This is a genomic window from Bradyrhizobium sp. sBnM-33, from assembly GCF_032917945.1.
GTDB lineage: Bacteria > Pseudomonadota > Alphaproteobacteria > Rhizobiales > Xanthobacteraceae > Bradyrhizobium.
The window spans coordinates 1,828,245-1,853,346 of record NZ_CP136624.1 but is presented as its reverse complement, the minus strand read 5'-3'; the positions used below and the strand labels follow the sequence as shown (position 1 = coordinate 1,853,346).

23 protein-coding genes and 9 pseudogenes are annotated in these 25,102 nt (G+C 60.4%); 18 read left to right on the top strand and 14 right to left on the bottom strand.

What is annotated here, in order from left to right:
• Positions 1-16: 16 nt before the first annotated feature.
• Positions 17-1,150: a recombinase family protein gene (locus RX328_RS08590; protein WP_213291088.1), complete on the top strand. Its 1,134-nt coding sequence runs from the start codon at positions 17-19 to the stop codon at positions 1,148-1,150.
• A 74-nt stretch (positions 1,151-1,224) separates the two neighbouring features.
• On the top strand, positions 1,225-1,419 hold the full coding sequence (locus tag RX328_RS08585; RefSeq protein WP_213257471.1) for a hypothetical protein: 195 nt from the start codon (positions 1,225-1,227) through the stop codon (positions 1,417-1,419).
• Here RX328_RS08585 and RX328_RS08580 read toward each other — a convergent pair.
• Positions 1,386-1,655: pseudogene (locus RX328_RS08580) on the bottom strand (IS91 family transposase); the annotation flags it as partial. The gene RX328_RS08585 and the pseudogene RX328_RS08580 overlap by 34 nt on opposite strands.
• 65 nt (positions 1,656-1,720) lie before the next feature.
• A protein-coding gene (locus tag RX328_RS08575; protein ID WP_410734037.1) for an IS630 family transposase occupies positions 1,721-2,660 on the bottom strand; the annotation gives its coding sequence in 2 pieces (ribosomal slippage) (positions 1,721-2,311 and positions 2,313-2,660; 939 coding nt in all).
• Positions 2,661-2,921: 261 nt separating this feature from the next.
• On the opposite strand from RX328_RS08575, the gene RX328_RS08570 reads away from it, so the two are divergent.
• The 3 genes from RX328_RS08570 to RX328_RS08560 are packed head-to-tail and all read left to right on the top strand — an operon-like array spanning position 2,922 to position 4,947.
• Positions 2,922-3,626: a hypothetical protein gene (locus tag RX328_RS08570; protein WP_249727382.1), complete on the top strand. Its 705-nt coding sequence runs from the start codon at positions 2,922-2,924 to the stop codon at positions 3,624-3,626.
• The gene (locus RX328_RS08565; protein ID WP_249727384.1) at positions 3,587-4,156 is read left to right on the top strand and encodes a tyrosine-type recombinase/integrase; all 570 of its coding nucleotides are present in this window, start codon (positions 3,587-3,589) and stop codon (positions 4,154-4,156) included. The genes RX328_RS08570 and RX328_RS08565 overlap by 40 nt, the downstream gene beginning before the upstream one ends.
• On the top strand, positions 4,156-4,947 hold the full coding sequence (locus tag RX328_RS08560) for a tyrosine-type recombinase/integrase (protein WP_317258649.1): 792 nt from the start codon (positions 4,156-4,158) through the stop codon (positions 4,945-4,947). The genes RX328_RS08565 and RX328_RS08560 overlap by 1 nt, the downstream gene beginning before the upstream one ends.
• Before the next feature lie 12 nt (positions 4,948-4,959).
• On the opposite strand, the gene RX328_RS08555 is transcribed toward RX328_RS08560, so the two are convergent.
• From RX328_RS08555 to RX328_RS08545, 3 genes are read right to left on the bottom strand one after another with little or no spacing between them, the layout of a single operon-like run.
• Positions 4,960-5,958 carry a tyrosine-type recombinase/integrase gene (locus RX328_RS08555; RefSeq protein ID WP_213257550.1) on the bottom strand — a complete coding sequence of 333 codons (999 nt, stop codon included), beginning with the start codon at positions 5,956-5,958 and terminating at the stop codon, positions 4,960-4,962.
• A complete protein-coding gene (locus RX328_RS08550; RefSeq protein WP_213291131.1) occupies positions 5,955-6,890 on the bottom strand; it encodes a tyrosine-type recombinase/integrase in 936 nt (311 codons plus the stop codon). The genes RX328_RS08555 and RX328_RS08550 overlap by 4 nt, the downstream gene beginning before the upstream one ends.
• Positions 6,887-8,119, bottom strand: a complete 1,233-nt coding sequence (locus RX328_RS08545; protein ID WP_213257554.1) for a site-specific integrase — start codon at positions 8,117-8,119, stop codon at positions 6,887-6,889. The genes RX328_RS08550 and RX328_RS08545 overlap by 4 nt, the downstream gene beginning before the upstream one ends.
• 386 nt (positions 8,120-8,505) lie before the next feature.
• On the opposite strand from RX328_RS08545, the gene RX328_RS08540 reads away from it, so the two are divergent.
• Complete coding sequence (locus RX328_RS08540; RefSeq protein ID WP_256441746.1) at positions 8,506-8,640, top strand: hypothetical protein; 135 nt, start codon at positions 8,506-8,508, stop codon at positions 8,638-8,640.
• Entirely contained in the window at positions 8,637-9,626 is a 990-nt protein-coding gene (locus tag RX328_RS08535; protein ID WP_213257441.1) for a tyrosine-type recombinase/integrase, read from the top strand. The genes RX328_RS08540 and RX328_RS08535 overlap by 4 nt, the downstream gene beginning before the upstream one ends.
• Before the next feature lie 39 nt (positions 9,627-9,665).
• On the opposite strand, the gene RX328_RS08530 is transcribed toward RX328_RS08535, so the two are convergent.
• The 3 genes and pseudogenes from RX328_RS08530 to RX328_RS08520 form a co-directional block, all read right to left on the bottom strand.
• Entirely contained in the window at positions 9,666-9,926 is a 261-nt protein-coding gene (locus RX328_RS08530) for a transposase zinc-binding domain-containing protein (protein WP_213257443.1), read from the bottom strand.
• A gap of 22 nt (positions 9,927-9,948) precedes the next feature.
• Positions 9,949-10,065: pseudogene (locus RX328_RS08525) on the bottom strand (integrase); the annotation flags it as partial.
• A gap of 31 nt (positions 10,066-10,096) precedes the next feature.
• Positions 10,097-11,740: a recombinase family protein gene (locus tag RX328_RS08520; protein WP_213257445.1), complete on the bottom strand. Its 1,644-nt coding sequence runs from the start codon at positions 11,738-11,740 to the stop codon at positions 10,097-10,099.
• A 315-nt stretch (positions 11,741-12,055) separates the two neighbouring features.
• Between RX328_RS08520 and RX328_RS08515 the strand changes: the two genes are divergently transcribed.
• The 5 genes from RX328_RS08515 (at position 12,056) to RX328_RS08495 (ending at position 16,749) form a co-directional block, all read left to right on the top strand.
• Positions 12,056-12,241, top strand: coding sequence for a hypothetical protein (locus RX328_RS08515; RefSeq protein ID WP_213257447.1), 186 nt, complete (start codon positions 12,056-12,058; stop codon positions 12,239-12,241).
• Positions 12,234-12,608 (top strand): recombinase family protein, encoded by a 375-nt coding sequence (locus RX328_RS08510; protein WP_309142531.1) that lies wholly within the window; start codon positions 12,234-12,236, stop codon positions 12,606-12,608. The genes RX328_RS08515 and RX328_RS08510 overlap by 8 nt, the downstream gene beginning before the upstream one ends.
• Positions 12,609-13,052: 444 nt before the next feature.
• Positions 13,053-14,621 carry a recombinase family protein gene (locus RX328_RS08505; RefSeq protein WP_317258648.1) on the top strand — a complete coding sequence of 523 codons (1,569 nt, stop codon included), beginning with the start codon at positions 13,053-13,055 and terminating at the stop codon, positions 14,619-14,621.
• A 14-nt stretch (positions 14,622-14,635) separates the two neighbouring features.
• Positions 14,636-14,866: a hypothetical protein gene (locus tag RX328_RS08500; protein WP_317258647.1), complete on the top strand. Its 231-nt coding sequence runs from the start codon at positions 14,636-14,638 to the stop codon at positions 14,864-14,866.
• Between the two features lie 215 nt (positions 14,867-15,081).
• Positions 15,082-16,749: a recombinase family protein gene (locus tag RX328_RS08495; RefSeq protein WP_213257369.1), complete on the top strand. Its 1,668-nt coding sequence runs from the start codon at positions 15,082-15,084 to the stop codon at positions 16,747-16,749.
• Between the two features lie 20 nt (positions 16,750-16,769).
• Here the strand turns inward: RX328_RS08495 and RX328_RS08490 are convergent.
• The 4 genes and pseudogenes from RX328_RS08490 to RX328_RS08475 form a co-directional block, all read right to left on the bottom strand.
• Positions 16,770-17,183 (bottom strand): annotated as a pseudogene (locus RX328_RS08490) (recombinase family protein); the annotation flags it as partial.
• On the bottom strand, positions 17,164-17,337 hold the full coding sequence (locus tag RX328_RS08485) for a hypothetical protein (RefSeq protein ID WP_213257371.1): 174 nt from the start codon (positions 17,335-17,337) through the stop codon (positions 17,164-17,166). The pseudogene RX328_RS08490 and the gene RX328_RS08485, both read right to left, overlap by 20 nt.
• A gap of 191 nt (positions 17,338-17,528) precedes the next feature.
• Positions 17,529-18,392, bottom strand: a complete 864-nt coding sequence (locus RX328_RS08480; protein WP_249727346.1) for a site-specific integrase — start codon at positions 18,390-18,392, stop codon at positions 17,529-17,531.
• 342 nt (positions 18,393-18,734) lie between these two features.
• Entirely contained in the window at positions 18,735-19,394 is a 660-nt protein-coding gene (locus tag RX328_RS08475; protein WP_213257377.1) for a hypothetical protein, read from the bottom strand.
• 1,035 nt (positions 19,395-20,429) lie between these two features.
• Here RX328_RS08475 and RX328_RS08470 point away from each other — a divergent pair.
• Positions 20,430-21,254 carry a helix-turn-helix domain-containing protein gene (locus tag RX328_RS08470; protein ID WP_317258646.1) on the top strand — a complete coding sequence of 275 codons (825 nt, stop codon included), beginning with the start codon at positions 20,430-20,432 and terminating at the stop codon, positions 21,252-21,254.
• 105 nt (positions 21,255-21,359) lie between these two features.
• Here RX328_RS08470 and RX328_RS08465 read toward each other — a convergent pair.
• A pseudogene (locus RX328_RS08465) lies at positions 21,360-21,800 on the bottom strand (IS630 family transposase); the annotation flags it as partial.
• Between the two features lie 130 nt (positions 21,801-21,930).
• Here RX328_RS08465 and RX328_RS08460 point away from each other — a divergent pair.
• Positions 21,931-22,961, top strand: a pseudogene (locus RX328_RS08460) (IS481 family transposase).
• A gap of 74 nt (positions 22,962-23,035) precedes the next feature.
• Here RX328_RS08460 and RX328_RS08455 read toward each other — a convergent pair.
• Positions 23,036-23,550 (bottom strand): annotated as a pseudogene (locus tag RX328_RS08455) (helix-turn-helix domain-containing protein); the annotation flags it as partial.
• 22 nt (positions 23,551-23,572) lie between these two features.
• Here RX328_RS08455 and RX328_RS08450 point away from each other — a divergent pair.
• The 4 genes and pseudogenes from RX328_RS08450 to groEL form a co-directional block, all read left to right on the top strand.
• A pseudogene (locus RX328_RS08450) lies at positions 23,573-23,748 on the top strand (ATP-binding cassette domain-containing protein); the annotation flags it as partial.
• Between the two features lie 224 nt (positions 23,749-23,972).
• On the top strand, positions 23,973-24,359 hold the full coding sequence (locus RX328_RS08445; RefSeq protein ID WP_213257626.1) for a hypothetical protein: 387 nt from the start codon (positions 23,973-23,975) through the stop codon (positions 24,357-24,359).
• A 103-nt stretch (positions 24,360-24,462) separates the two neighbouring features.
• A pseudogene (locus tag RX328_RS08440) lies at positions 24,463-24,670 on the top strand (IS5/IS1182 family transposase); the annotation flags it as partial.
• Positions 24,669-24,985 (top strand): annotated as a pseudogene (gene groEL / locus RX328_RS08435) (chaperonin GroEL); the annotation flags it as partial. The pseudogenes RX328_RS08440 and groEL, both read left to right, overlap by 2 nt.
• Between the last annotated feature and the right edge of the window lie 117 nt (positions 24,986-25,102).

Here is a 25,102-nt window from a genome sequence, read left to right as displayed (position 1 = left end):
GGTTATACGCCAACGAATGCTGGCAGGGCAGGAAGCCAAAGCGCGCCGCGGCGAACTGTTCAAACGGCTTCCGATTGGGTATGCCCGCGACCCCGTGGGTAAGATCATGTTTCATCCCGACCGACGGATCTGCGAAGCGATACAGCTCGTGTTCGCCAAGTTTCGAGAACTGTGGAGCGTGCGTCAGACATTCCAATGGTTCCGTGATCACGACCTGGAGCTACCGGTCAATCCCATACAGGGAACGCGGCTGATCTGGAAGGTTCCTTCGCAGAGCCTAATCCGCGACATTTTACGCAATCCCTTCTACGCCGGTGCCTATGTTTGGGGACGGCGTCCAGTAACGACCTTGCTGGTAGGAGGCCGGCTCGAGAAACGTCAGAGCGCGATGCGCCCCGCCGAAGAGTGCCGCGTCTTCATCCGCGATCATCATGTAGGTTATATTGACTGGGCAACCTACGAAGAGAATCAGCGAATGATACGGCGCAATTCGGTGAACTGGGAGGGGGACGAATCGATGGCGGCGATTCGCGCTGGCCAGGGTCTTCTGGTCGGACTCCTGCGCTGCGGACATTGTGGGCGCAAGCTGCATGTACGGTATTGGGGCGGCCGTGGCACCCATGCGCGCTACCTTTGCAAGGGCGACTACGATGATGGCGGGCAGTATTGCATCGGCTTCGGCGGCAGCTCGGTAGACCGGTGCGTAGGACAAGAACTATTAAAGGCGATCGCGCCATTGGGGGTGGAAGCCAGTCTGCGAGCTCTCGAAGAACTGAGTGCTGTCGGCACCGCTCAATGTACCGCCCTGTCCCGCAAGCTCGAGCAACTGGTGTATGAGGCGAGGAAGGCCTTCGAACAGTACGACGCGGTGGATGCCCGGAATCGACTTGCAGCCAGCGAGTTGGAACGGCGGTGGAACGGAAAGCTGGAAGAGATCGAGGCAGTCAAGCAGCGGCTTTCCAGTCTCGAAACCGAGCGCTACTCGTTATCGCCTGAAGAGGAAATCAGAATACGTTCGATGGGTGATCATTTTGCTGGAGTCTGGCAGAGCAACCACTGTCCCCCGACACTTAAGAAGATGATCTTCCGCACCGCCATCGAAGAGATCATTGTACGCACTGACCAGGATAAAAAAACCTTGAGTTGCTGATTCACTGGAAAGGAGGTGCGCATACGCAACTCACGATGGAACGACCACGTTCCGTAACGGAAACGGCCACGCCCATGGAGGCGCTGGAGATCATTCGTCGCATGGCTTGGGAAGTCAGCCGCCGTGATTTGGATGCCGAACCCATTCGCAGCGTTATTGAGGGCCTCCACCGCACCGGCAAGCTAATTCTGCAGGGGGGTTGCGCGGAAGATCAACTTGCGTTGTTCACTGAAAATCAAGGAGATGATAATGCCCGGTATCTTGAGTGAGGGTTCTGCGTCAGCGCCTGCCCCCAGGTGTGAAGGACGGCGACGACGCCGATCTCTGCACCGAGCCGGCGTGGATTGGCGGCGAGCGTCGACATCGCCTCAGCGGCGGCCTTAAACAGGATGGCATAGACGACGGCCTTGTTCTGGAAAGCGATCGCTGCGATCGGTGCAGGAAGCGTAAAAACGACGTGGAAATAGGGAACCGGCAGCAGGTCGGCTTCTCGCGCGGCAAGCCACGCGGCTCGGGCTCGCCCCTGACACCTCGGACAATGCCGATTCCGGCAGCTAGAGCGTGATGAGTCTAGGTTTGGTCATATCCGGCGTTGGCGAAATAATTGGCGCATTCGGCGGGTGAGACGGTGTTGAGGATCGGAGCGATAGCATCGTAGACGGCCTCGGTGGTTCGCTGTGCGGCTTTGCGCAGCCAGTGTTTGAACTTGGCGAAGAACTGTTCGATCGGGTTCAGATCGGGCGAGTACTTCGGCAGGTAGAAGAGCCGGGCGCCGACGGCGCGGCGAACGGCCTTAGCCTTGTGCGAGCCCAGATTGTCCATGATGACGATGTCACCGTGCCGCAGCGTCGGAACCAGAACCTTCTCGATGTAGAGAAGGAAGGCTTCGCCGTTGATCGGTCCCTCGATGAACCACGGAGCGGTGATGCGATCGTGGCGCAAAGCGGCCATGAAGGTCATGGTGTGCCAGCGGCCGTGCGGCACCTTGGCTTTGAGGCGTTGACCGCGCGGCGCCCAGCCCCGCAGCGGCGCCATATTGGTTTTGGTCCAGGTCTCATCGATGAACACCAGGCAGGTGGGATCGATCCGATCCCGGCACTTGGTCCACTGCGCCCGCCGACGCGCGACATCGGGACGGTCCTGCTCGGCGGTGTAATCAGCGTCTTTTTTTATAACTGAGCTTCTCAGCGTGGACGAACTCCCACATCGTGCGGTAATCGACCTTGAGACCACGCTCGGCAAGCTGGGCCACCAGCCCGCGCACGGTAAAATCCGCCTCCCGGCACCGTTGCATCAGCCATTCGCGGTGCGGCCCCGCAATCTTCTTTGGCCGATAGCCGCCGATCTGGTCCGGTTTGACGCTGCCGGTCTCCTGGAAGCGCTGCACCCAGTTGATCGCCGTGCTGATGCCAACCCCAAATTGGGCGGCCGCCTGATGCCGCGACAGGCCGCCTTTGATAACAGCCCTCACCACCCGCTCACGAAGGTCGTTCGAATAGGCTCGTCCCATCCCTGCTAGCCTCCTTCCCAGCCAGCATGTTGAATCAGAAGCCTGCTGATTTGGGAATCCTCAATCGACTCAGACTAGACCCATCCCGCTCTAATGGGCGTCGCCCATTACCTGCCTTATGGGCAAAGCCGGTAATGGGGAGCTGGCAATCGCGATCACCGTATTTTCCTGTGTATTGCCGCTCTCGAGCTCTCCATTACAAGTCGCCCGTGCGGCCCCGTTGGGTCGGCCACTGATGGCCGGTCACATACGGAGACGGACATGTTGGAGACGTACTTCTCGGCAGCGAAGATGCTGGGGCATCTGCGCAGTGGGCCGAGCGGGCCTTACCTTGACGGGTTTGCAGCGGCGCTGGAGCAGCAGGGCTATGGCCCCGAGACAGCGGTACGCTATTTGCGAGCGGCGGCTCACATCGGCCATGTCATGGCCGAGCAAGGCGCGGGCCTGACGGACGTTGATCTCGCCGCGTTCGGCGAGCACCTGCGCACTTGCCGGTGTCCACGCGCCAAAGGCGGCCGGCGCAACCACCACACCATCTACGGTGCCAGGCTCTTTCGTCGGCACCTCGTCGAGCTCGGCCTTTGCCGGTCCGCGGCCGTGGGGGCAGCACCCGCCGAGCCGCAGCTGCTGGTCGCGGACTTCAAGACGTGGCTGCGCAAGCATCGCGGCGCATCCGATGCCACCGTCAGGCTCTACGCCCGCGACGCCGCGGGCCTGATGATGGAGCTTCGATCTGACCCGGCCGGCTGGAGGCCGAACGATGTCCGCAGTTACTTCCTGGAGCGGGCGAGCAATAGCGGGAGTGGCACGATCGAGAAGATGACGACGAGCCTGCGGGCTTTCCTGCGGTATCTCGCAGTCGCAGGCCGTTGTCAGGCAGGTCTCGACGGCGCCGTCCGGCCTACGCTCATTGGCAGCTTGCCGACATGCCCCGGTATCTATCGACCGAGCAGGTCGACCGGCTGATCGCTGCCTGTGACGGCGATGCCGGTGCGCGCCGGCGTGATCGTGCGATCGTACTTTTGTTGGTGCGCCTCGGCCTGCGGGCCGGTGACGTGGCGCAACTGCGTCTCACCGATGTCGAGTGGCAAACGGGATCGCTGCGGGTCTACGGCAAGTCGCGCTACGAGGTCCGGCTGCCGCTACCGCAAGACGTCGGGGATGCGATCGCCGCCTACCTCGAATGCCGGCCGTCTACTCGCCGGAACGATGTCTTGTTCCTGCGCACGATCGCGCCGTGCCGGCCATTCCGACGAGGCGACGGCATCTCGTCGGTGGTGAAGCGTATCATGAAGCGGGGCGACATCGTGCCGCCGGTCAAAGGGGCCCACGCTCTGCGGCACACCGCGGAGACCGAGATGCTGCGCCACGGCGTGCCGCTCGACAAGATCGGCCTCGTCCTTCGGCATCGCGGCATCGACACGACGGCCTATTACGCAAAGGCCGACGTCGCGCTGCTGAAGCAGGTTGCTCAGCCCTGGCCGGAGGTGCTCTGATGCTCGACGCCATCGAGACCTATCTCGCGCTCCGCCGCACCACGGGCTTCGCGATGTCGACCGCGGAGTACCAGCTGAAGAGCTTTGCCGCCTTCGCGGCCGAGCGTGGACAAACGTACGTCGAGACAAAAACAGCGATCGACTGGGCCGCGCTCGGACCATCCGTCGCGCAACGCGATGCACGGCTCAGGGCCGTCTGTCGCTTCGTACGCCATGTCCGGGTGGAGGACGTCGGGCACGAGCTGCCGCCGGCAAATCACTTCGGCGCCCGTAAGAAGCGTCGCACGCCGCACATCTACACGACAGACGAGATCAGTCGGCTGGTCGAAGCTGCGCTCCGGCTTCGGCCAATGCGCGGCTTGCGCCCGCACACGCAAGCGACCTTGATCGCGCTGCTCTCATCCACCGGGCTCAGGATCTCCGAAGCCCTGAAGCTGACGATCGCGGACGTGACCCGCGACGGTCTGCTGATCCGCGAGACCAAGTTCCGCAAGACGCGACTGGTGCCGCTGCACGACACGGCGGCCGCCGGCTTGCAGCGATACCTGGCACGTCGCGGGCCCGGCTCAGACGATGATCCGGTGTTCATCGACAAGCGCAATCGGCCGCTACGCTACATTGCCGTCAAGGAGACCTTCGACAGGCTGGTCGACAAGGCTGGCATCAGATCGACGTCGGCTCGCCGTCCTCGCCTGCACGATCTGCGGCATAATTCCGGCAACTGGATTATTCCGGCAACTGACGGACAACGTCGGCATTTTCCGGAGAATCGCGGGGGTGTGGGTACATGATTGGCGGAATAATCAGAGCGTCTTCAGGAAGGCCAAAATACGATCGGTGGGCTGGTAGCGAGAGGCGCGAGCCCCCGTGACCGTGGTCTTAGCCAACGCCTGCTCTTTGATCTGCATGTCGGCCTGTAAGTAAACAGACGTCGTTTGGACGTCTTCGTGACCCAGCCAGAGAGCGATAACAGAACGATCAGCACCGTGGTGAAGAAGGTTCATCGCGAGCGAGTGTCTCAAGGAATGGGGCGTGATACGTTTTTTGTTCAGGGAGGGACAATGACGGCGAGCCACGACCATGTGCTTGTTGAGCAGGTATTCCAAGCCGTCATGACCTAAGGCATGCCCTCGTGTGGTCGGAAAGACTGGATCGGAAGCTTGCCCCTGACGTTCTCGCAGCCAACCGCGCAGCACTGCGATGGTCTCTTTGCGAAGCGGAGTGGACCGGCTTTTGCGTCCCTTTCCCAAGCACTGCACGTGTGCACCGGTACCCAAGGCGATGTTCTCACAGCGCAAGCCGGTGAGTTCTGCTGCGCGCAATCCGGTCTGCACGGCCAGCAGCAACAGGGCTCGATCGCGTCGTCCGCTCCAGGTGTTGAGGTCCGGCGCGGCGAGCAGAGCTTCAATTTCGACCGGCGTGAGGAAACAGATCGGTCGACGCACGTAGCGTTTACTTTGCATGGCGAGCACGCGCTGCGCCAACGCGTTGTATTCCGGCGCATGCAACGAAACGTAGCGAAAGAACGAATGGATGGCAGCGAGACGCACGTTGCGGCTGCGGGCGCTATTGTCCCGTTTTTGCTCAAGATGATCGAGAAAGGCGCCGAGGAACGGAGTATCCAAATCCGGCATGATCAACTGTGACGGTGTCTTGTGTAGCCGCTGCTGTGCATATTGCATCAGCAGGCGAAAGGTGTCGCGGTAGCTTGCGATGGTGTGGGGACTCGCCTGTCGCTGCCGCATCAGTCGATCCATGAAGAATGACTCCAGCAGAGTAGGAAATTGGCTGATTCCTTTCATGGACGACCCCTGCGCTCGGATCGCTCCACACGCCGCAGCACGTAGCGCAGCAACTGCGGGGTCGCGGTGAGGTACCACTGGGTGTCAGTGATATGTGCGTGGCCTAAATACGCACTGAGCGCTGGCAGATTACGTTCGACATCGACTCCACGGCGATGCCACTTGACAAGCGTATTAATGGCAAGCCGGTGGCGTAACCCATGCAGACGGGGGCCGTGCGAATCACGTGGACCGCGCAGGCCGATCTGGCGAGACACTTTGACAAACGTCCATCGCAGCATATCGTAAGTCACGCGGGTTCCACGATCGGAAAGGAAGAATCTGGGACTGCTCGGGGTGCGACACAAGCGATCTCGAAGATTTGCGTAGCGTTGCAAAGCGTGTCGCGTGGAAGGATGCACGGGAACGTATCTGGTCTTACCGAACTTGGTATCCCGAATTGTCAGCACGCCGTTGATCAGGTCCACATCGTCGCGATCGAGACGCAATGCTTCGTTGGCCCGCAAGCCACTGGCCGCGTACAATCCAAAGAGCGTGGCAAAGGTGTGGCGCCGCAAACCGATTGTGGACGGCAACTGCCGCGCCGCCTCGAGTAGACGGATGATCTCCTGGTCACTGTAGATGTAGGGTGCCACCCGACGGTACTGATGCGGAAGCAAATCAGGCGGCGGTACAACGGTGCGCGGATCGTTGGGGCAGCAGTACCGCGCGAAGCGGCGCACCATTCCTAAGCGGTTGGCCCACTGGGACGGCTGTGCATGGGCCGGCTGGGTTGCCCACTTCAAGGCCAGTTCGGTGGTGATGTAATCGGCCCGCGCGTGCTTGGCAAATTCGATGAATCGACGCAACAGCCGCCCTTCCAGAACCAACTTGTATCCCAGAGCACGACGCACGGAGAGATACTCATCGAGTGCGATTTGCAACGAACTCATGACGCACCTCCCATCCACGGAAGGGCTATGCCGCGTAGCGCTTTGATATCGACCTTGGCGTAGATCTGGGTCGTCGTGGGTTGCCGGTGACGAAGCAGTTGACCTATCTCGCCGAGGGACGCACCTCGGCACAGCATCTTGGTGGCTAGAGAATGCCTCAATAAATGCGCCCCTTTGAAATCGGGGTTCAATCCGGCGCGCTGGAGGGCACGACGAACTACACAGCAAATGGAGGTCTGGCGAAGGCCGCGGTGCGGGGCTTTCAGGCGGATAAAAACCTTGCGCGTCGAACACGTTGGACGAACCTGGCGCAGATATTGAACCAGAGCCGTGCCGATATCTTTAGGCAACGGCAATCGTTCCAATCGCTGGCCTTTGCCGCGCACGAGGATCTCGCCGCGCTCCCAGTCCAAGTCGTCCAAGGTCATGGCCAGTACTTCTCCGCCGCGCAAACCGAGGCGAGCTAAAAGCAGCAAGATTGCGTAATCACGCTGGCCGGACGCAGTGCTGCGATCGCAGCAGCGCAGGAGTCGCTCGACCTGGTCGGGCGGGAGCGATTTTGGCAAATGAGACAATCGCCAGTGGGCCACCCCGAATAGGGCGGAGGCCAAGTCAGTCTTGATGCTTCCGCGCTGACACAGGAAGCGAAGGAACGAGCGCAGTGCCGTGACCATGAGCTTGGAATAGGTGCGACTGCCCCGCGGAACTTGACGAAGAATGAACCGATGTAGGTCCTGCGGCTGCAGATCCTGAAGACGCAGCGCCTTGTTCCCGAAATGCGCGGTCAAGAACCTTCGCACGATGGGCAGATAGCTGATCAATGTCGCGGGCGCCAAGCCGCGTTCCGAACTTAAGAAGCTCTCGTAGTCGCGTGTGAGCTGCCCGAGGGCGGTCCAGTCCACTTTTTGCGGCAATGCAGAAACGACTCCGAGGCACCGCAAATGATCCAACAGCTGATGACCGGTAGATACATCGCCGCGTCGCCTTGAGCCACGACGGTGGGTGTGAAACTGTTTGAGCCTCACCTCATCGAGTTGTGCCAGTGGCACTCCACGCTGCTTGAGCCAGTGGCTGAGATCCGCCACCAGTGCACATTTGGCTTTTACGGTCTGCGAAACGTAACCCTCGCCCGCGAGGGACTCCGCAAATTTATCTATATGAGCGGCGATTGAGCCGATGCAGACGCGTTGGGTTGATACCGTAACAGCGCTCTTGAGAGTTATCGTCATGATCTGTCTCCGCAAAGCTGGGGGAACATCCCCAGCGCGGGACAAGAGACGAACATGACAGCAACGTCGAGATCGGAATCGACAATACATGCTCGCGACGAATTCGATTCATCACCTCTTCACCCATCAGCCATTTTGTGACGGTCCTCTCGCTACCAGCCCCACCGATCGTATTCTGGCCTTCCTGACGACGCTCTGATTATTCCGCCAATCATGTACCCACACCCCCGCGATTCTCCGGAAAATGCCGACGTTGTCCGTCAGTTGCCGGAATAATCCAGTTGCCGGAATTATGGCGATAATTCCGCCGACGGAATTACCGTCACACGTTTGCGGTGCGCGCGCTGCAAGGCAGCCCTACCGGCCGAGGCCGGTGCGGGGCACACATGGCGGCACTCGCGACCTACATGGGTCACGTCAACATCTACGCGACCTACTGGTACCTCGAGGCCACGCCCGACCTCTTGCGCGATGTCGCCACGGCCGGCGAAGCGTTTATGTCCGAAGGGAGGTCATCATGACGCCGATCGCTCCCCTCATCGAGACGTTCCTGCGCGACACACTCGCTTGCCAGCGGGGCGCGAGCCGGCACACGAGGGACTCCTATGCCTCGAGCTTCCAGCTGCTGTTCGTGTTCGCCGCCGACCGGCTCAAGGTCAAACCATCGGCGCTGACGCTCGAGCAGATCGATGCCGGGCTCGTCAGCGCCTTCCTCGAGCATCTTGAGGACGAGCGCAAAAACGCGGCCGTGACGCGCAACGTTCGCCTGGCGGCGATCAAGTCGTTCTTTCGCTTCCTCGAGCACCGGCAGCCGGCAGCGCTCGAGCAGATCCGCTGTGTACTGGCGATCCCGTTCAAGAAAACTGACACGCGCCTGGTGCCCTACCTTCTGCGCGAAGAGCTCCAAGCCGTGCTCGACGCTCCCGATCCGGCGACACGCGATGGCATCCGCGATCGCGCAATGCTGCACGTGGCCGTCTGCGCAGGGCTGCGCGTCTCCGAGCTGACGGGCCTCAAGGTCGATGACATCGACCTGCCTTCGATGAGCATCCGCGTGCTCGGCAAGGGACGCCGGGAGCGGACGCTGCCGTTGTGGAAGCCGGCGGCCGCTGCACTGCGTGCCTGGCTGGCCATCCGCGGGCAGGTCGCGACACCCGAGGTGTTCGTCAACGCCCGCGGTGAGCCGCTGAGCCGATGGGGCTTTGCCTATCTGCTCAGGCAGCACGCCGCGACTGTGGCTCGCAAGCAGCCCGGTCTCGCCAGGAAACGCGTCTCGCCCCACGTGCTCAGGCACACCTGCGCGATGGTCGTTCTGCAAGCGACCGGGGACATCCGGAAGGTGTCGCTGTGGCTGGGCCACGCTACGCTGACGACCACCGAGGTCTACACGCGCGGCGATCCGACCGAGAAGCTCGATGCGATGGAGGCGATCGTGCCGCCCCACCTGCGGCGCGGCGTCTTCCAGCCCACCGACCGGCTGATCGAACTCCTCAGGCGTACCTCGTAATGGAGAGCGGGGTTGGCGGTGATTGGTGCAGGAGCGCGATCAAATTGCCGCCAGCTCCCCATTACCGGCTTTGCCCATAAGGGAGGAATTATAAGCGATGCGTGTCATGCCGCAGTCGTCGCAAGCCTCCATGTGACCGCCGAGCGCCTCGGTTCGGCACGCAACGATCGCACTCATCACGCGCCGCTCGATCCGACCGAGATGACCGGCATGCAAACGGCGATAGGCGTCGCCATGCCGGCGCAAGATATCGGCAATCTCGATGGCGGGTCTGTGCGGACGGACGTCGGGGCGGGCCATAACCCGCATCCCGGACGCGTCGTCATCCCGGTGGCGTCACCTCCAGCGACAGACGGTCGAGCGGGCTCTGCTTCGCCCGGATCGTATCGGTGGCGACCTGCGTGTAGCGCGCCGTCGACGACAAATTATTGTGCCCGAGCGGCCACGCGTCATAATGCGCTCCTTCTATGTCATTGAAAGTCAAAGGTCTGCTGAGCAGGATTGGCTGTTAGCGGGCACCGCGAGGCATCCTGCGTGCGATACGCGGCAACATCCTCAGCTTTGATCACCCAGGGCGCACCCCGGCAGACCTGCCGCCCCTTGATGATGCCGAGCCGGACCATCCGTAGCGCGGTCATGACGCTCACATCCATGATTTGCGCCACCGCTTCGAGCTTGATCTCACCCCGCTCGGCCCATTCGCTTTGGCGATGGACGGCAATGCCATGGTGGCTGCGGAACGAGCATACCCGCGCCTGGGTCCAGCCATTGCCGCGCCCCGTCGGCTTGCCGGCACGATTGAGGAGCCGTGCGATTTGCCGGTCCGGCATCAGCCGCGCCAGCTCACGGACCAGCGACAGTGTATCCTCGGGTATCGTCCAGCGGTGCTTGCCGGCTCCGTTCTTCTTCAGCTTCAGCGCGGTATGGTCGCCGCCCTGCCAATGCAGGATCATCTCGATGTGCTCGGCTTCGACGCGCACGACGATCTCGCTCAAAGCCGCACGCACGATCCTTTTGCGTGTCGCTGACGTTGCCGCCGGATGCGACCAGGCGAGTGCGAGGTCGGTGCCTAACTGCATCAGTTGCTGGCGCTCCACCTCGCCCAAGGGCAGCGGCTTCCTCGCCTCGATGGCCGCAATGTCGCTCTCGATCCGGTGCACGACCTGCAGCGCCTCGTTCCAGCGCCGCTCGAGCTCGCTGGCGACCAGACGATTGGCGGGATCGACGGCATCGTATTGTCGGCGCGCATGCGCGGCCTCGAAGCGTGCCTGCTGTAGCGCCAGCTCCAGTTGCCGCTTGGCGTCCGAGGTCTCGCCCGCCTGGGCATCGAGCGCCTTGACCGCCGCATCGATGCCGAGCGGCTTCAAAACCCGCAACACCTCCGTGCTGACGGCATGATCGGCACGCAATCCGCCGAACGAGATGCAGCGCTGCGTGCCGTGGTTCACGCGTGCACCCTCGCAATGATAACGCCCCGCCTTGCCGCCATAGGCCACATACATTTTGCGCCCGCAGTGGCCACAGCGCAGAAGGCCGGCGAGCAGCAGCTCCCCCTGCCGCGCCGCGCCTCTGGCGATGGCGCTTCCCTTGCCAGTCGCATTGTTGGCGATCACCCGCTGGTTCCTCTCGAACTCGGTCCAGGAGATATAGCCCTCATGCTGGTCTTTGAGCAGCACGTCCCACTCGGCCAATGGGCGGCGCACTCCGCGCCTCACGCGCTTTCGGCCCTCCTCGACGCTGACTTTGCTCATTGTTCGCCCGAAGGCATAGGCTCCAGCGTAGACGGGGTTGGTTAGGATATTGTGCACGGTATTGTAGAGTGGCAACCGCCAAGCGATGCGGCCCTCCGCCGTGCTGAGGCATGCGGTGGGCATCGCGATGCCTTCCTCGCGCAGCCACACATGCACCTGTCGGACACTCTGTAGCTCGGCGAACTTTGCAAAGACCAGCTTGAGGACGTCCTGCACCCGCTGGTCGGGGTCCTTCTCGATCCGGTCGCGTCCGGTCTTCACATAGCCAGCGGCAACACCGAGGAACAGCGCGCCGCGGCGTGCTTTCTGCTTCAGCGCCTCCTGCGAGCGCTGGCGAAACAGCGATAGCTCCAGCTCGCTCATCGTGCCCTTCGAACACACGACATACTACCCAGCAACGGCCGCTTGAAGTTGTTGTTCACTATCCGCATCACCCACATACTGGCGAACGCCTGTTGGTTGTTCGTCATCTCTCTTACGCCGGCGCGGCGCACTTTGTCGTTGAGCTGCCGGGTGGCCGCCGATTACTGCTGCCAGCATGGATGACCGAGACCGACGCGGCGTCGCTGCCTATGACGGCCACTCCGCGGCTTTCCCTTACTTGCTTGAGGGAGTTGCGCGAGCTCATCGGCCTGCGGGGCGTATCCTTGTCGCCAACAAATGCGGCGATTCGCAACAATGGAGGCGATGGTGAGGAAACGTGCTCAAGAACGGCAGCCCGATCTTCTCATGCTGATGGTCGACGACGTCGCGCCGCGCCAGCTCGACCTGGCGAGCCGCGCGCAGATTGTCACTCTGCTCAAAGTTCTTCTGAGCGATCGACTCGACTTGGTCAGGATGCCGACGGAGACGGACAATGACTAAGATCACCGGGGATCACTTGAGGCGCAACGCCTATGTCTATGTGCGGCAATCCACCATGGATCAGCTCTTGCACAATCCGGAGAGCCGACGACGCCAGTACGCTCTGACGACGCGCGCTCGCGCGCTCGGCTGGGATGACGCGATTGTCATCGATGACGATCTCGGCCGCTCCGGGGGCGGGGCTGTGCGCCCGGGTTTCGAACGTCTGCTGGCGGCGATCTGCAGCGGCGATGCGGGCGCGGTGTTCGCCCTTGAGGCCTCGCGCTTGGCCCGTAACGGCCGCGATTGGCACACTCTTTTGGAGTTCTGCGCATTGGTCGGTAGCTTGATAATCGATGAAGACGGGGTCTACGACCACACAGCATGATGCCCCCATTCGGGAGCCATCTGATCAGTTGGAGCAGATTACCGTAACCGACCCAACCCATCCACTATACGGACGGTGCTTTGATTTGGTATCGGCCGGAAGCTCGCTCCGACCCGGCGGCTGCGTTCTCGTTCATTATCGCGACGGCATTTTGCTGAGAATTCGAGCTTCAGCAACCAACCTCTATGGCGAGCGGCTGCCTGTCCCGTCAAGCAAGCTTTCGCTGGCAAGCATTCGAGACTTGCTCCGGCTTTCAAGAGACGTGGTGCTGAGGAGCTTGGCGAATCAGCCGACAAATGATTCTTTAGGGCACGGCTCCGAGTCAAAATTGGCAAGCTCGCGTGGTTCGCTGGAAGGAGAGCCATGAGGTCGGATCTCGTGACGGGGAGCCACCTGTGTCGCAGAGCCGTAATTTACATTCGGCAGTCCACGCCTCATCAGGTGATGACCAACCAGGAAAGCCTGCGGCTGCAGTATGCACTGCGACAGCGAGCCAACGATCTCGGTTGGGATGATACCAATATTGATGTCGTTGATGCCGACCTTGGGTTGAGTGGATCGACAGCCGCGCATCGCGAGGGCTTCAAGGACGTTATCGCCCGCGTCACATTAGGTGAAATCGGAATCATTCTCTCCTACGAGGTGACACGTCTCGCGCGCAACTGCTCTGATTGGTACCCGCTACTCGATCTGTGCGGCTACCGGCAATGCCTCATTGCGGATCGCGACGGCGTCTACGATCCTGGCTCAACCAATGGGCGCCTGTTACTCGGCTTAAAGGGCACAATCTCCGAAGTGGAGTTGCACACACGGCGCGGCCGTCTGACGGCGGGGCTGCGCGCCAAGGCCGAGCGCGGCGAGTTGACGTTACTGTTACCGGCGGGTTTGGAGCGTGACGCCAATGGCGTGGCATCGAAGGATCCGAGCAGGGAGGTGCAGCAGCGGATATCACTGGTTTTCACGACATTTCTGGAGGGAGGCTCCGTGGGCAAGGTAATCCGGTCATTCCGAGATCGTGCGCTCTCCATACCGCGGCGGGACCGGTTCGGCGATATTGCGTGGCGGACACCATCAGCCAGCATGATTTCCGGAATTTTGAGGAATCCGGCCTATGCTGGCGCTTTCGTCTATGGCCGTACCAAGTCCTGCCGCACGACCTATGCAAGTGGTAAACTGAAGACGGCCCGCTGCCCAATGGCAGAGTGGAAGGTAGTAGTAAAGGACCGCTATCCTGCATACATCGATTGGGATGGCTTTGAGCGGATCCAGGCCATGTTGCGCGATAACCATGCCGAATACCAACGCAATCAAACGCGTGGCGTGCCCCGAGAAGGGGCCGCTATCTTGCAGGGCATCACCTGGTGCGGCCGGTGCGGCCACAAGATGTCGATACAATACAAGGGCGGGTCTCGCTACGTCTGCAATTCCCTGTTGAACCACCAAGGCAAGACGCTATGCCAGCATCTTCCCGCCGATCCAATCGACGCACAGGTGGTGGCTGCTTTCTTTGCAGCGATCGCTCCCGCTGAGGTAGAGGCCTGGAGGCGTGCGCTCAATGCGCGGCAGCAGACTGACGAAGCGCTTGATCGCGCCGAAGAGCAGCAGGTTGAGCGACTGCGCTATCAGGCACTCCTGGCCGAACGACAGTATAATCGGGTCGATCCTGACAATCGCCTCATCGCCGCTGAGCTGGAGCGGCGATGGGAAAGAGCGCTACGCGAACTCCGGCAGGCTGAAGAGGCGCTGACCACCCGCCGAGCCACGAAGAGCAAATCAGCCATGTTGACCCCAGAGGAGCAGAATGAGTTTCTTGCGCTTGGTCCACACTTGCCTGAGCTCTGGCAGCGGCCTGATGTGAGCCGGGCAGATAAGAAGCAGTTATTACGAACGCTGCTTGACAAGGTTGTTCTCCACCGCATCACGCGCGATCGAATCGTGGTCCGGATCGTCGGTGTGGTGGCGAGATATCTGAACTGGAAGTCGAGCCGAGGGTCCATGCACTGCATGCTCTAACTCGAGGGACTGAGATGCAAGCACGGATCCTTGAGCTGGCCCGTCAGGGTTTCGATGATGCCGAAATCGCCAATACCTTGACCCAGGAGGGGCACCGCTCACCGCGCCGAAATTATGTTCCAGTACGAACCGTTCAGATCGTGCGGCAGCGCCATCGCGTACTGCAGGACGGCGTCGCAACGCGTGCTCGTCACATTGCTGGCTGGCTGCCGGTGACCGCAACGGCAAAGCGTTTAGGAGTTTGAGTTCTTGGATCAAGCGACGTATCCGCAGCGGCACCATTGATATCCAGCGCGATCCCTGGGACAAGCGATTCCTCTTTCCTGATACGGAAGCCAGCATTGTTGCGTTGCGAGAGCTTAAGACAGGAGCTCGAGATCACCTCGTTTTCGACCCGAGAGCAAACAAATGAAGGTATCAACATGATCGATCGTACGATCCGCGGCTCGTAAATGATCGCTTGCTGCTCGGTATGAAAGGTACTTTCAGCGAACTCGAACTGTCGACGCTGCGGCAACGATCGCAAGAGGCCTTACGCCTGAAGGCGGCGCGCGGCGAGCTGCACACGACAGTCGCTGTAGGATATCGGCGCAGCGCAGATGACCGTCTGGAACAAGACCCCGACCAGCGTATCCGCGAAGTGCTGTCTCTGGTGTTCCGAAGGTTTCGGGAGATCGGTAGCGTGCGTCAGGTGGCCCTGTGGCTCTGCCAGGAAGGAATCGAGCTGCCAATCGCCGTGCATGGTCCGCTGGGACGGACGGTGCGCTGGGGCCCGCCGCGCTATCACACCGTCCATCGATTGTTGACCAATCCAGTCTATGCTTATGTCTACGGACGAACGATTTCACGCACGCGAGTCGAAGACGGCCGTAAAGTCACCATCCACGGCGTGGAGCGCCGGCGCGAGGACTGGATGGTTCTAATCCGCAACCATCATGATGGCTATATCTCCTGGGAAGAGTATGATCGCAACCGAGCGATCATTGCTGGTAATGCAAGCATGAAGGGGGCGATGGTGACGGGTGCGGCACGCAATGGCAGTGGACTTCTCGTCGGCTTGCTGCGCTGCGGGCGTTGCGGACGCAAGTTCAAGGTCCTGCATCATTCGAAGCGGGACGCGCGTTACATCTGCGTCACCCACGTGGATTCGTCGAGCGAGAAAGCGTGTAGCGCGTTCAGCAATATGCGGATCGATGCAGCGGTGTCGGCGGAAGTGCTGCGGGCGATCTCGCCGCTGGCGCTCGAGGCGGCGCTGGAGGTGATTTCCGGTCGAAAGCAAGCCGGCAGCGAGCGGCTGCGGCAAACTGGGCTCGCCCTGGATCAGGCCCGTTATGAGGCGGCGCACGCACGTCGCCAATATGACGCCGTTGATCCCGATAACCGGCTGGTCGCTGGCGAGCTCGAACGGCGGTGGAATGACTGTCTCGCAACGGTCGCGCGACTAGAAGATCAGATCCGGACCTTGCGCGGCGAGCAGCCGAGCGCCATCGTCGATGACGAGCGCATGGCGCTTATGGCGCTCGCCAGTGACCTTCCAGCGCTCTGGAACGATCCAGCGGCCTCCGTCGAGACGCGCAAGCGGATTTTGCGCGCCGCGATCAAGGAGATCATCGTTACCGTCGAGATCCGTCGGCTGCAACTCGTGCTGCACTGGCAGGGTGGAGATCACACGCGGCTTGAAGTGCTGAAGAACCGGTCGGGCCAAAATCGCTACAAGACCGATGTGGCAACCGAGCAGTTGGTGCGCGAACTGGCCCGTCTGTTGCCAGACCACAGCATCGCCCCCGTTCTCAATCGGCTGGGTATCCGCTCGGCCAGAGGCCAGACCTGGACCCAGCTGCGCGTGCGCAATTTCCGCGGTGCGCATCACATACCAGTCTACCGAGAAGGCGAACGGGCCGAACGCCGTGAGCTTGTTCTACACGAGGCTGCAATCCGTCTTGATGTCAGCAAGATGACTGTTGTTCGCCTGATCCGAGACGGGTTGCTGCCGGCAAAGCAGGTTTGCCCCGGCGCACCCTATGTCATTCGCGAGGATGATTTGGCCCGGCCAACCATCCGACAGGCAATCGCGAGAGGCCACCCAATATCAGCTGACCCCCGACAAAAAACTCTCTCTCTTCAATGAGATCATGAGGTACTGCATTATGTCACCGTCCTGTTCATCCCGAGCAATAGGCGATCATTGGGATGCCGAGGATCATAGATTCCGTCCTCATCGACGATGACGGTCCCGACCAATCCACAGAACTCGATCAGCGTATGCCAGTCTCGGCCGTTACGGGCGAGCCGGGAGGCTTCGATCGAGAATACGGCTCCGACGCGTCCCTCGCAGATCGCTGCGAGCAAGCGCTCGAAACCAGGCCGGTTAACACCGCCGCCCGAGCGACCGAGATCGTCATCGACGACCTCGACGCTGGTCCAGCCGAGCTGTTTGGCGCGATCGGCGAGGCCATACTGGCGTCGCCGGCTCTCCTGGTTGTGCACGAGCTGATCGGCGGTCGACTGGCGGATGTAGACGAAGGCGGCGCGCGCGAGATGGTCAGCGGTGATCTTGGTCATCGTCGACCTCTTCGGCCGCGAGCGCGGCGATGATCTCGCGCAGCAGCGCTTCCACCAACGCTGCCAACTGCTCCCGCTGTGCGGGAATTGGCGCCGTCGGTTGATCGTCCATGTCGAACAGGTCTGGTTGTCGACGCGCTGCCTTCTGGTTCATGCTCGGCTCCCTCCATCCCTGAGTCGGATCGGAGAAAGTCTAGAAGCGCGTCGATCTCGGTGCGTAGAGCGCGCAGCACATCGAGAGGAAATCGTGGTTCGATCCGGATCTCATGCTGTGCAGCCAATTCGTGCGTCATCCAAACAGGAATGCAGGCGACCGATCCGTCGGGCTGCCGAATAGCGACCAGCTCAACTCCACGGTAGGAATATTGCCTGACAATGAGCACGATCTCGCCACACCGCGGATGGAACGGATAGTAAATCCGCCCCTCGATCGGCTGTTGACGGGCAGTATGTAGCTGCTTCGAGCAGAACCTGGATGATCCGGATGTCGGTTCCGTTCTCCAGAAGATGTGTCGCGAAGCTGTGGCGCAGCGTGTGCAGCGTGACGCGCTTGGTCAGGCCCGCAGCCTTCACCGCCGACCGGCAGGCGGCGTGCAACACGGTCTGATCGATTGGATGGTCTTCGTCGCGTCCCGGGAAGAGATAAAGCCGCGGCCGGGCGAGCCGCCAGTAGGTGCGCAGGATGCCGAGTAGTTGGGGCGACAGCATCACGTTGCGATCCTTCGCCCCCTTGCCGTGGCGCACCTGGATGACACCGCGAGCGCTGTCGATGTCTTCGATCCGCAGTCCCGCGACCTCGGAGGCCCTCAGTCCGGCCGCATAGGCGGTAGTGAGCGCGGCGCGGCTCTTCAGGCTCGATACCGCTTCAAGAAACTGGACCACTTCGTCGGCGCTGAGCACGACCGGCAGCTTGCGCGGTTCTCGCGCATAGGGAATGCGTTCCGGGATCCGCGCCTCGCCGAGAGTAACGCCGTAGAAAAACCGCAGCGCACCGACGATTTGGTTCAGCGCCGGCCATGAGATGTCGGTCGAGACCAGATGCACTTGAAAGGCGCGAACGTGTTCCAGTTCCAACCGATCCGGCGATTTGCCGAAATAACGGCTGAACTTCGAAACCGCGCTGATGTAGGATCGCTGCGTCGCCGGCGACAGATTGCGGACGGTCATGTCCTCGATCATGCGGCGGCGAAGAGGGCTCAAATCGGCCATCTCAATACTCCTGTCTGAGGGGGTGGGCTGCAACACCCACATCCTCTCAGCCAGGAGGCGCTCTACGCCACCTCGCCGTTCACGCCGCGGTAGCGGCTTCGTTCAATCCCGAAAACAAAATTGCAAGCTTTCGCGGCCTGACACCCTAAAAGCTTGCAATCTCAAATGCCGTCCCGTCCGGAAAACCGGCTCCCGCTCAGGGACTTGGAAGATTTTTCACGGCCGACTCGCTAACTCTGCTGCGAGCTCACCATTGCTCCGGCTTCTAAAGGGACGTTGTAGATGTAGAACGAGGTAGCTGCCGATCCCGCTTCCTTCGTTGTTCAGAGAGGGATGCGGATATCATAATGAGTGTTGGACCCACACATTCGGTTCCACGTAAATTCCATAATTCTGTTCAACCGACACAATCACTGGTACCAATGCGCCCTCGACCTCTGTCGTGCCTGACTGTTCGAACGCTTCCCCTGTCCATTGTGACCACTCCGCAATAGTTCCAACGATGGTCATAGAATAAGGGGCGATCTTCACTATTCTGCCTCCAACACTAACGTGTGTTCGCAACCATGCGTCCATAGGCAAACCGTCGGCACGCTTCAACTTGATATACTCGCGCATCGGCGTCCGCGAGCCGAGTTGCTTTTGGGTGGGCCGGACAGGGGCAAACACTTCTGCAAAGCCCAGCTTCTTCGCGCATGCCTTCAACGCATCCAGCATCGCCAGCGCATTGCCGATGCCTCTCGCTTTGGGAACAAGCGCTATTTCTAGTACGCTCATTGTGGTTGGCGTACGCCCAATAAGCCTGTCTTCATGAGCCCAGCGTATAACCTGGTCCCAGCCACCGTCTGGCAGTTCGGTGCGGCCCTCGATGTTGAAAGCAAATGGAACACCGAATGCGCGTCCGACGACGTCGCCATCGACAAGTCCTCCAAAGGCGTAGTCCAGGTAGTCGAAGAATACAGATCCGCCAAAATAGAGCTTTGCCGTCGCGTCATGACGCATGAACTCGGGCCACACACCATCCAAAGCCTTCGAAAAGACCAAGGGGATCAGATCCGGCCGGTCCCGCAAGGAGAATATCTCTAGCTTCATCTTCGCAACAACCTATTACAGCAACGGGAAGCTCTTCTTAAGCACTCCCGAAGCAGATTTCTAGCGGCTGGAATAGTTCACGGCGCGGCATCTGACTCCAAATTGACAGTTCGAGTGATGTCTGGTTCGAGTTCAAGACCAACAAACCTCAGATTGAGAAAAATGGTTCTAATTGGGCCACGAGAGCAGACATTCGTACTCGCGGCCGGCTGCAGGGAAGCCGTCTGTCGGTATTTCATTGATTGGATGCCTAGGCGACCGACCACGTCGGCGCGCGGCGGGACCTTGAGTTGCCCGCGATCTCAGGCTAGCTACCGCAAAGCCAGTTCAAGTTTGCAGCTTCACATTGACCATAACAAGGACTCGCTCCAGCTATGAAAACGCTTGCGACGTTAGGGGCTGTCATCTGCGCAGCTTTGGCGTATGACACAACGTTTTCCGGCGGACCGATAGGTGCCGCAGTTCCCGTCCCATTTCCCGCTGAGGCTGAGCGGTTGCCGGATGCTCCAGCAACGTGCTCGCTCTGGGATTGGACATCGAAACTGCTAGGAACCGACCTTCTGCCGATCATATGCACCACCCCTGCGGAAATAGAGCGCAGGGAGTGGTCCAGTAGTCGCTTCGGTCCAAAATTGATCTTCGCAATAAAGGAAGCTGTATACAAATCATATGCGCCAGCAACTGGTGAATTCTTGGATTTTCAAGATGTCGGAGTCAGGACAATTGACCAGAGCGGGTTTTCCAGGCCGAGATTGTCAATTTGGAGAAACCTATGGCATTCGGCAGTCGAACCATAAATGGAATTTATCTCCTCTTTGTCGGAGGAATTCTTGCACTAGACGACCGATTCCATGAAACCCGCGTGCTGCAGCAGGCTGAATTGATGGAACGGACGGGTTGTTGGCGGATTCCTCGTTTGCGGTCGGCGAAACGAGGAGCTGTATCATGGCAGGATGGCGGCGAGCGGTCGAATTGGCCATGAGTGATGAAGAGATTGCGACCTTGACGACGCTTTCGCGGTCGAGGATCGAACTGGCGAGCCGGGTGTCGCGGGCGCAGATGCTGCTGGCGTATCGGGAAAATCCTTCGTTCTGCGCGGTGGGCCAGAGACTTGGGGTCCATCATCAGACGGTGCAGCGCTGTGTCGAGCGGGCGCTGGCCGATGGCCCGCTGGCAGCCCTCGACGATCGCCCGCGACCGGGCAAGGAACCAACCATCACGCCTGAAGCCAAAGCCTGGTTGGTGTCGCTGGCGTGCGACAAGGCCAAGGACCACGGCTATCCACATGAGTTGTGGACGACGCGGCTCTTGGCGCGCCATGCGCGTGAACACGGGCCGGCGGCAGGGCATGCGTGCTTGGCCAATTTGGTCCAGGGAACGGTGTGCAAGATCCTCGGCCGAGAGGAAATCAAGCCGCACAAGGTGCGCTATTATCTTGAAAATCGCGACGCCGAGTTCGAACAGAAGATGGCGGAGGTGCTGTGCGTCTACCGCGAAGTCGAAATCCTGAAGAAAGCCTCTACCAAGGGAAAACGGCGGGGAAAGCCGGTGACGATCGTCTCCCGCGCAATGCAACTTCAAGCCGGACATCCGCAACAGAAAGGCAACCGGCGTGGATCAGCCTATGCCTACAACATCAAGGCGCTGCGCGACCGCGAGATGTTGATTGCCGCCCAGGCCGAGCAAAGCTACGAGCGATTCGTGTCGCAATGGAAGCCGCTTCGGCCAAAAACCGGCGCGCGGGTGCCTCAGCTCAGCAAGACAAAATAGGAAGTCCGGTGACGCTTGCAGCCGACGCATCACGCTTCGCCACGACGTCGCCCGCGCCCAACAACCATAATCGCGGCTGACGGCAAGTTCTAGAGCGTGATGAGTCTAGGTTTGGTCATATCCGGCGTTGGCGAAATAATTGGCGCATTCGGCGGGTGAGACGGTGTTGAGGATCGGAGCGATAGCATCGTAGACGGCCTCGGTGGTTCGCTGTGCGGCTTTGCGCAGCCAGTGTTTGAACTTGGCGAAGAACTGTTCGATCGGGTTCAGATCGGGCGAGTACTTCGGCAGGTAGAAGAGCCGGGCGCCGACGGCGCGGATGGCATGGCGAACGGCCTTAGCCTTGTGCGAGCCCAGATTGTCCATGATGACGATGTCACCGTGCCGCAGCGTCGGAACCAGAACCTTCTCGATGTAGAGAAGGAAGGCTTCGCCGTTGATCGGTCCCTCGATGAACCACGGAGCGGTGATGCGATCGTGGCGCAAAGCGGCCATGAAGGTCATGGTGTGCCAGCGGCCGTGCGGCACCTTGGCTTTGAGGCGTTGTAAAAGTCTCGACTTAATCTGACAGAATGGTTTGGACTGGTGGGGAATGGAGCTGCGGGGCGAGCGGGAGCGCTCACCCGAACTGGCGCTCCCGCGCTGCCCCGCAGCGTCTCACACAGGAGATGCAACCATGACACAAGAGCAGAAAGTCATTCGCGCGAAGGTCGGGGTGTTGGAACTGGCCAAGCAGTTGGGCAATGTCAGCCAGGCCTGCAAGTGATGGGATATAGTCGCGACAGCTTCTACCGGTTCAAGGAACTGTACGACAAAGGCGGCGAGCTGGCGCTTGCCGAGATCAGCCGGAAGAAGCCGATCCTCAAGAACCGTGTCGCGCCTGAGATCGAAGCGGCAGTGGTGGCGCTGGCGATCGAACAGCCGACCTGGGGCCAGGTGCGTGTTTCTAACGAGCTGAAGAAACTGGGCTTGTCGATCTCGCCGTTCGGTGTGCGGGGCGTCTGGTTGCGCCACGATCTGGCGAACACCAAGACGCGGCTCAAGGCGCTCGAAGCCAGGATGGCACAGCAGGGCTTTGTCCTCACCGAAGCTCAGGTCGTGGCGCTGGAGAAAGCCAAGACCGAGAAGGAGGTCGACGGCGAGTTCGAGAGCGAATGTCCCGGCTATTGCGGCGCCCAGGACACCTTCTATGTCGGCAACATGAAGGGCGTGGGCCGCATCTATCAGCAGACCTTCATCGATACCTACACCAAGGTGGTCTTCGCCAAGCTCTACGACCGCAAGACGCCAATCAGGGCGGAGATGCTGAACGATCGGGTGCTGCCGTTCTTCGAAGAGCACGGTATTGTACTGTGCCGGGTGCTGACGGATCGTGGCACCGAGTATTGCGGCAACCCCGAGCATCATGACTACGAGCTCTATCTCGCCGTCGAGGACATCGATCATACGCGGACCAAGACCAAGAGCCCGCAGACCAACGGAATCTGCGAGCGCTTCCATCGAACCGCGCTCGATGAGTTCTATCGTGTGGCGTTCCGCAAGAAGATCTATCGAACCATCGACGAGCTGCAGAATGATCTCGATGTTTGGGTGACGGCGTACAACGAAACGCGCCCGCATCAGGGACGATGGTGCTATGGAAAAACACCGATGCAAACCTTCCTTGACGCGCTGCCCATTGCGGAGAAATTGCTGCCGGCCGCGTAGCGCCGGACACAAATCTTCGTCGGACACCCACCACGACGAAGAGCCAGTTGTCAGGTCAAGTGCATACTTTTACAGCGTTGACCGCGCGGCGCCCAGCCCCGCAGCGGCGCCATATTGGTTTTGGTCCAGGTCTCATCGATGAACACCAGGCGGGTGGGATCGATCCGATCCCGGTACTTGGTCCACTGCGCCCGCCGACGCGCGACATCGGGACGGTCCTGCTCGGCGGTGCAATCAGCGTCTTTTTTTTATAACTGAGCTTCTCAGCGTGGACGAACTCCCACATCGTGCGGTAATCGACCTTGAGACCACGCTCGGCAAGCTCGGCCACCAGCCCGCGCACGGTAAAATCCGCCTCCCGGCACCGTTGCATCAGCCATTCGCGGTGCGGCCCCGCAATCTTCTTTGGCCGATAGCCGCCGATCTGGTCCGGTTTGACGCTGCCGGTCTCCTGGAAGCGCTGCACCCAGTTGATCGCCGTGCTGATGCCAACCCCAAATTGGGCGGCCGCCTGATGCCGCGACAGGCCGCCTTTGATAACAGCCCTCACCACCCGCTCACGAAGGTCGTTCGAATAGGCTCGTCCCATCCATGTTAGCCGAGGTCCTACGCGCTATCCTGAACAATTGTCGACCGGGCAGCACAGCGGATGGTAATAGGCCGGACCTTGGCCGTCCGGCCGCCGCTGGTTTTGGCTGATGACCCCCGGGCAATCTGGACGAGGTAACAGGGGGACGCTGTGCTCGATCTGATGCTATCGCTGGTGGCTGAAACGGGTGCTGCGCTGTCACAGGGAGGTTAGAAGCTGTTGCACACCTGTCCCTTTGTCGGGTCCGCGACACGGACTTGCTTGGCCATCTCTTAAATCTTTTCGGTCCAATCGCCTGGAAAGAAATTTAAATTGTCCTAGGCGGCCAAAGTTGGCACGGGTTTTGATTATACGAAGCTGCGATGGTTGCCTAATGGCCCTGTCGCACGAACCTCTAAGGATGAAATGAAGGAGTAAACAACATGACGTATGATCTGCGTGGCAGCGCCTTTTGCGACGTATTCTCTTCGACTGCGCGCTGGCCCAAGCAGCCGGCCCGGGTAAGGTCCATTGTGAAAATGTTTCTCGCCTCGACGTTGGCTGTCGGGCTGATTGACGGTTCTACGTATGCCGCCAGTGCCGCCAATGCTGTCACATGGGACAAGGCGAAGGCTGGCATGCAAACCCAAATCGGCTACGAGAGCATAACAAAGCAAATGTCGGGATTGAACCAAATCCGACCTTTGGCCAATCACAGAATTGCCGTGCCGCTCAATGGCTTCATCGCGAGCGAACCAGCATGGAAGACGATCGGCACTCCTGTTGCCTTGCCTTGTAAAAGACGGAAGCCGCCGAACTGCCTAATCTGAAAAATTCTTGGACCCCTTACGTTGCAGGGATTCCCATCGGGTTTGAAGTATTGGAGAATGCCGGAAACCGCCTTTGATCCCATCGTTTTCCGGTGTTTTTGCAATGCTTCTAGCCCGTCCGTCTTCTGCCATCATCACTCCGGGCCATCCGCTGGCCCGGTTGTCGGCATTGATGCCGTGGTCGCGTTTTGACGAGGCGTTTGGCGGGTTTATCGCCCGGTCGGCAGGCCGGCCAAGCCGACGCGGCTGATGGCGGTCTGCATTACCTCAAGCACGTCCACGACCTGTCCGACGAAGAGACGGTCGAGCGTGCAGACCTCGAAGCCGCGGCTCATCATCTCGGAAGACGTCGAAGGCGAGGCCCTGGCTACGCTGGTCGTCAACAAGCTCGTGGCGGCCTGAAGATCGCCGCCGTCAAGGCGCCGGGCTTCGGTGATCACCGCAAGGCCATGCTGGAAGACATCGCCATCCTCACCGGTGGCCAGGTCATCTCGAAAGACCTCGGCATCAAGCTCGAGAACGTCGGCCTCAACATGCTCGGCCGCGCCAAGAAGGTGTCGATCTCCAAGGAGAACACCACCATCGTCGACGGCGCCGGCAAGAAGGCCGAGATCCAGGGCCGCGTTGCCCTAGCTAGTTTCTGTCGCGAAACGCCCGGATTTGGGGGCGCCGATCCAAGTTATGCCGATGGATTGGGCACAAAATGAAGGAGAGCAACGGGACCGGCAAGCTCGGGACAGATG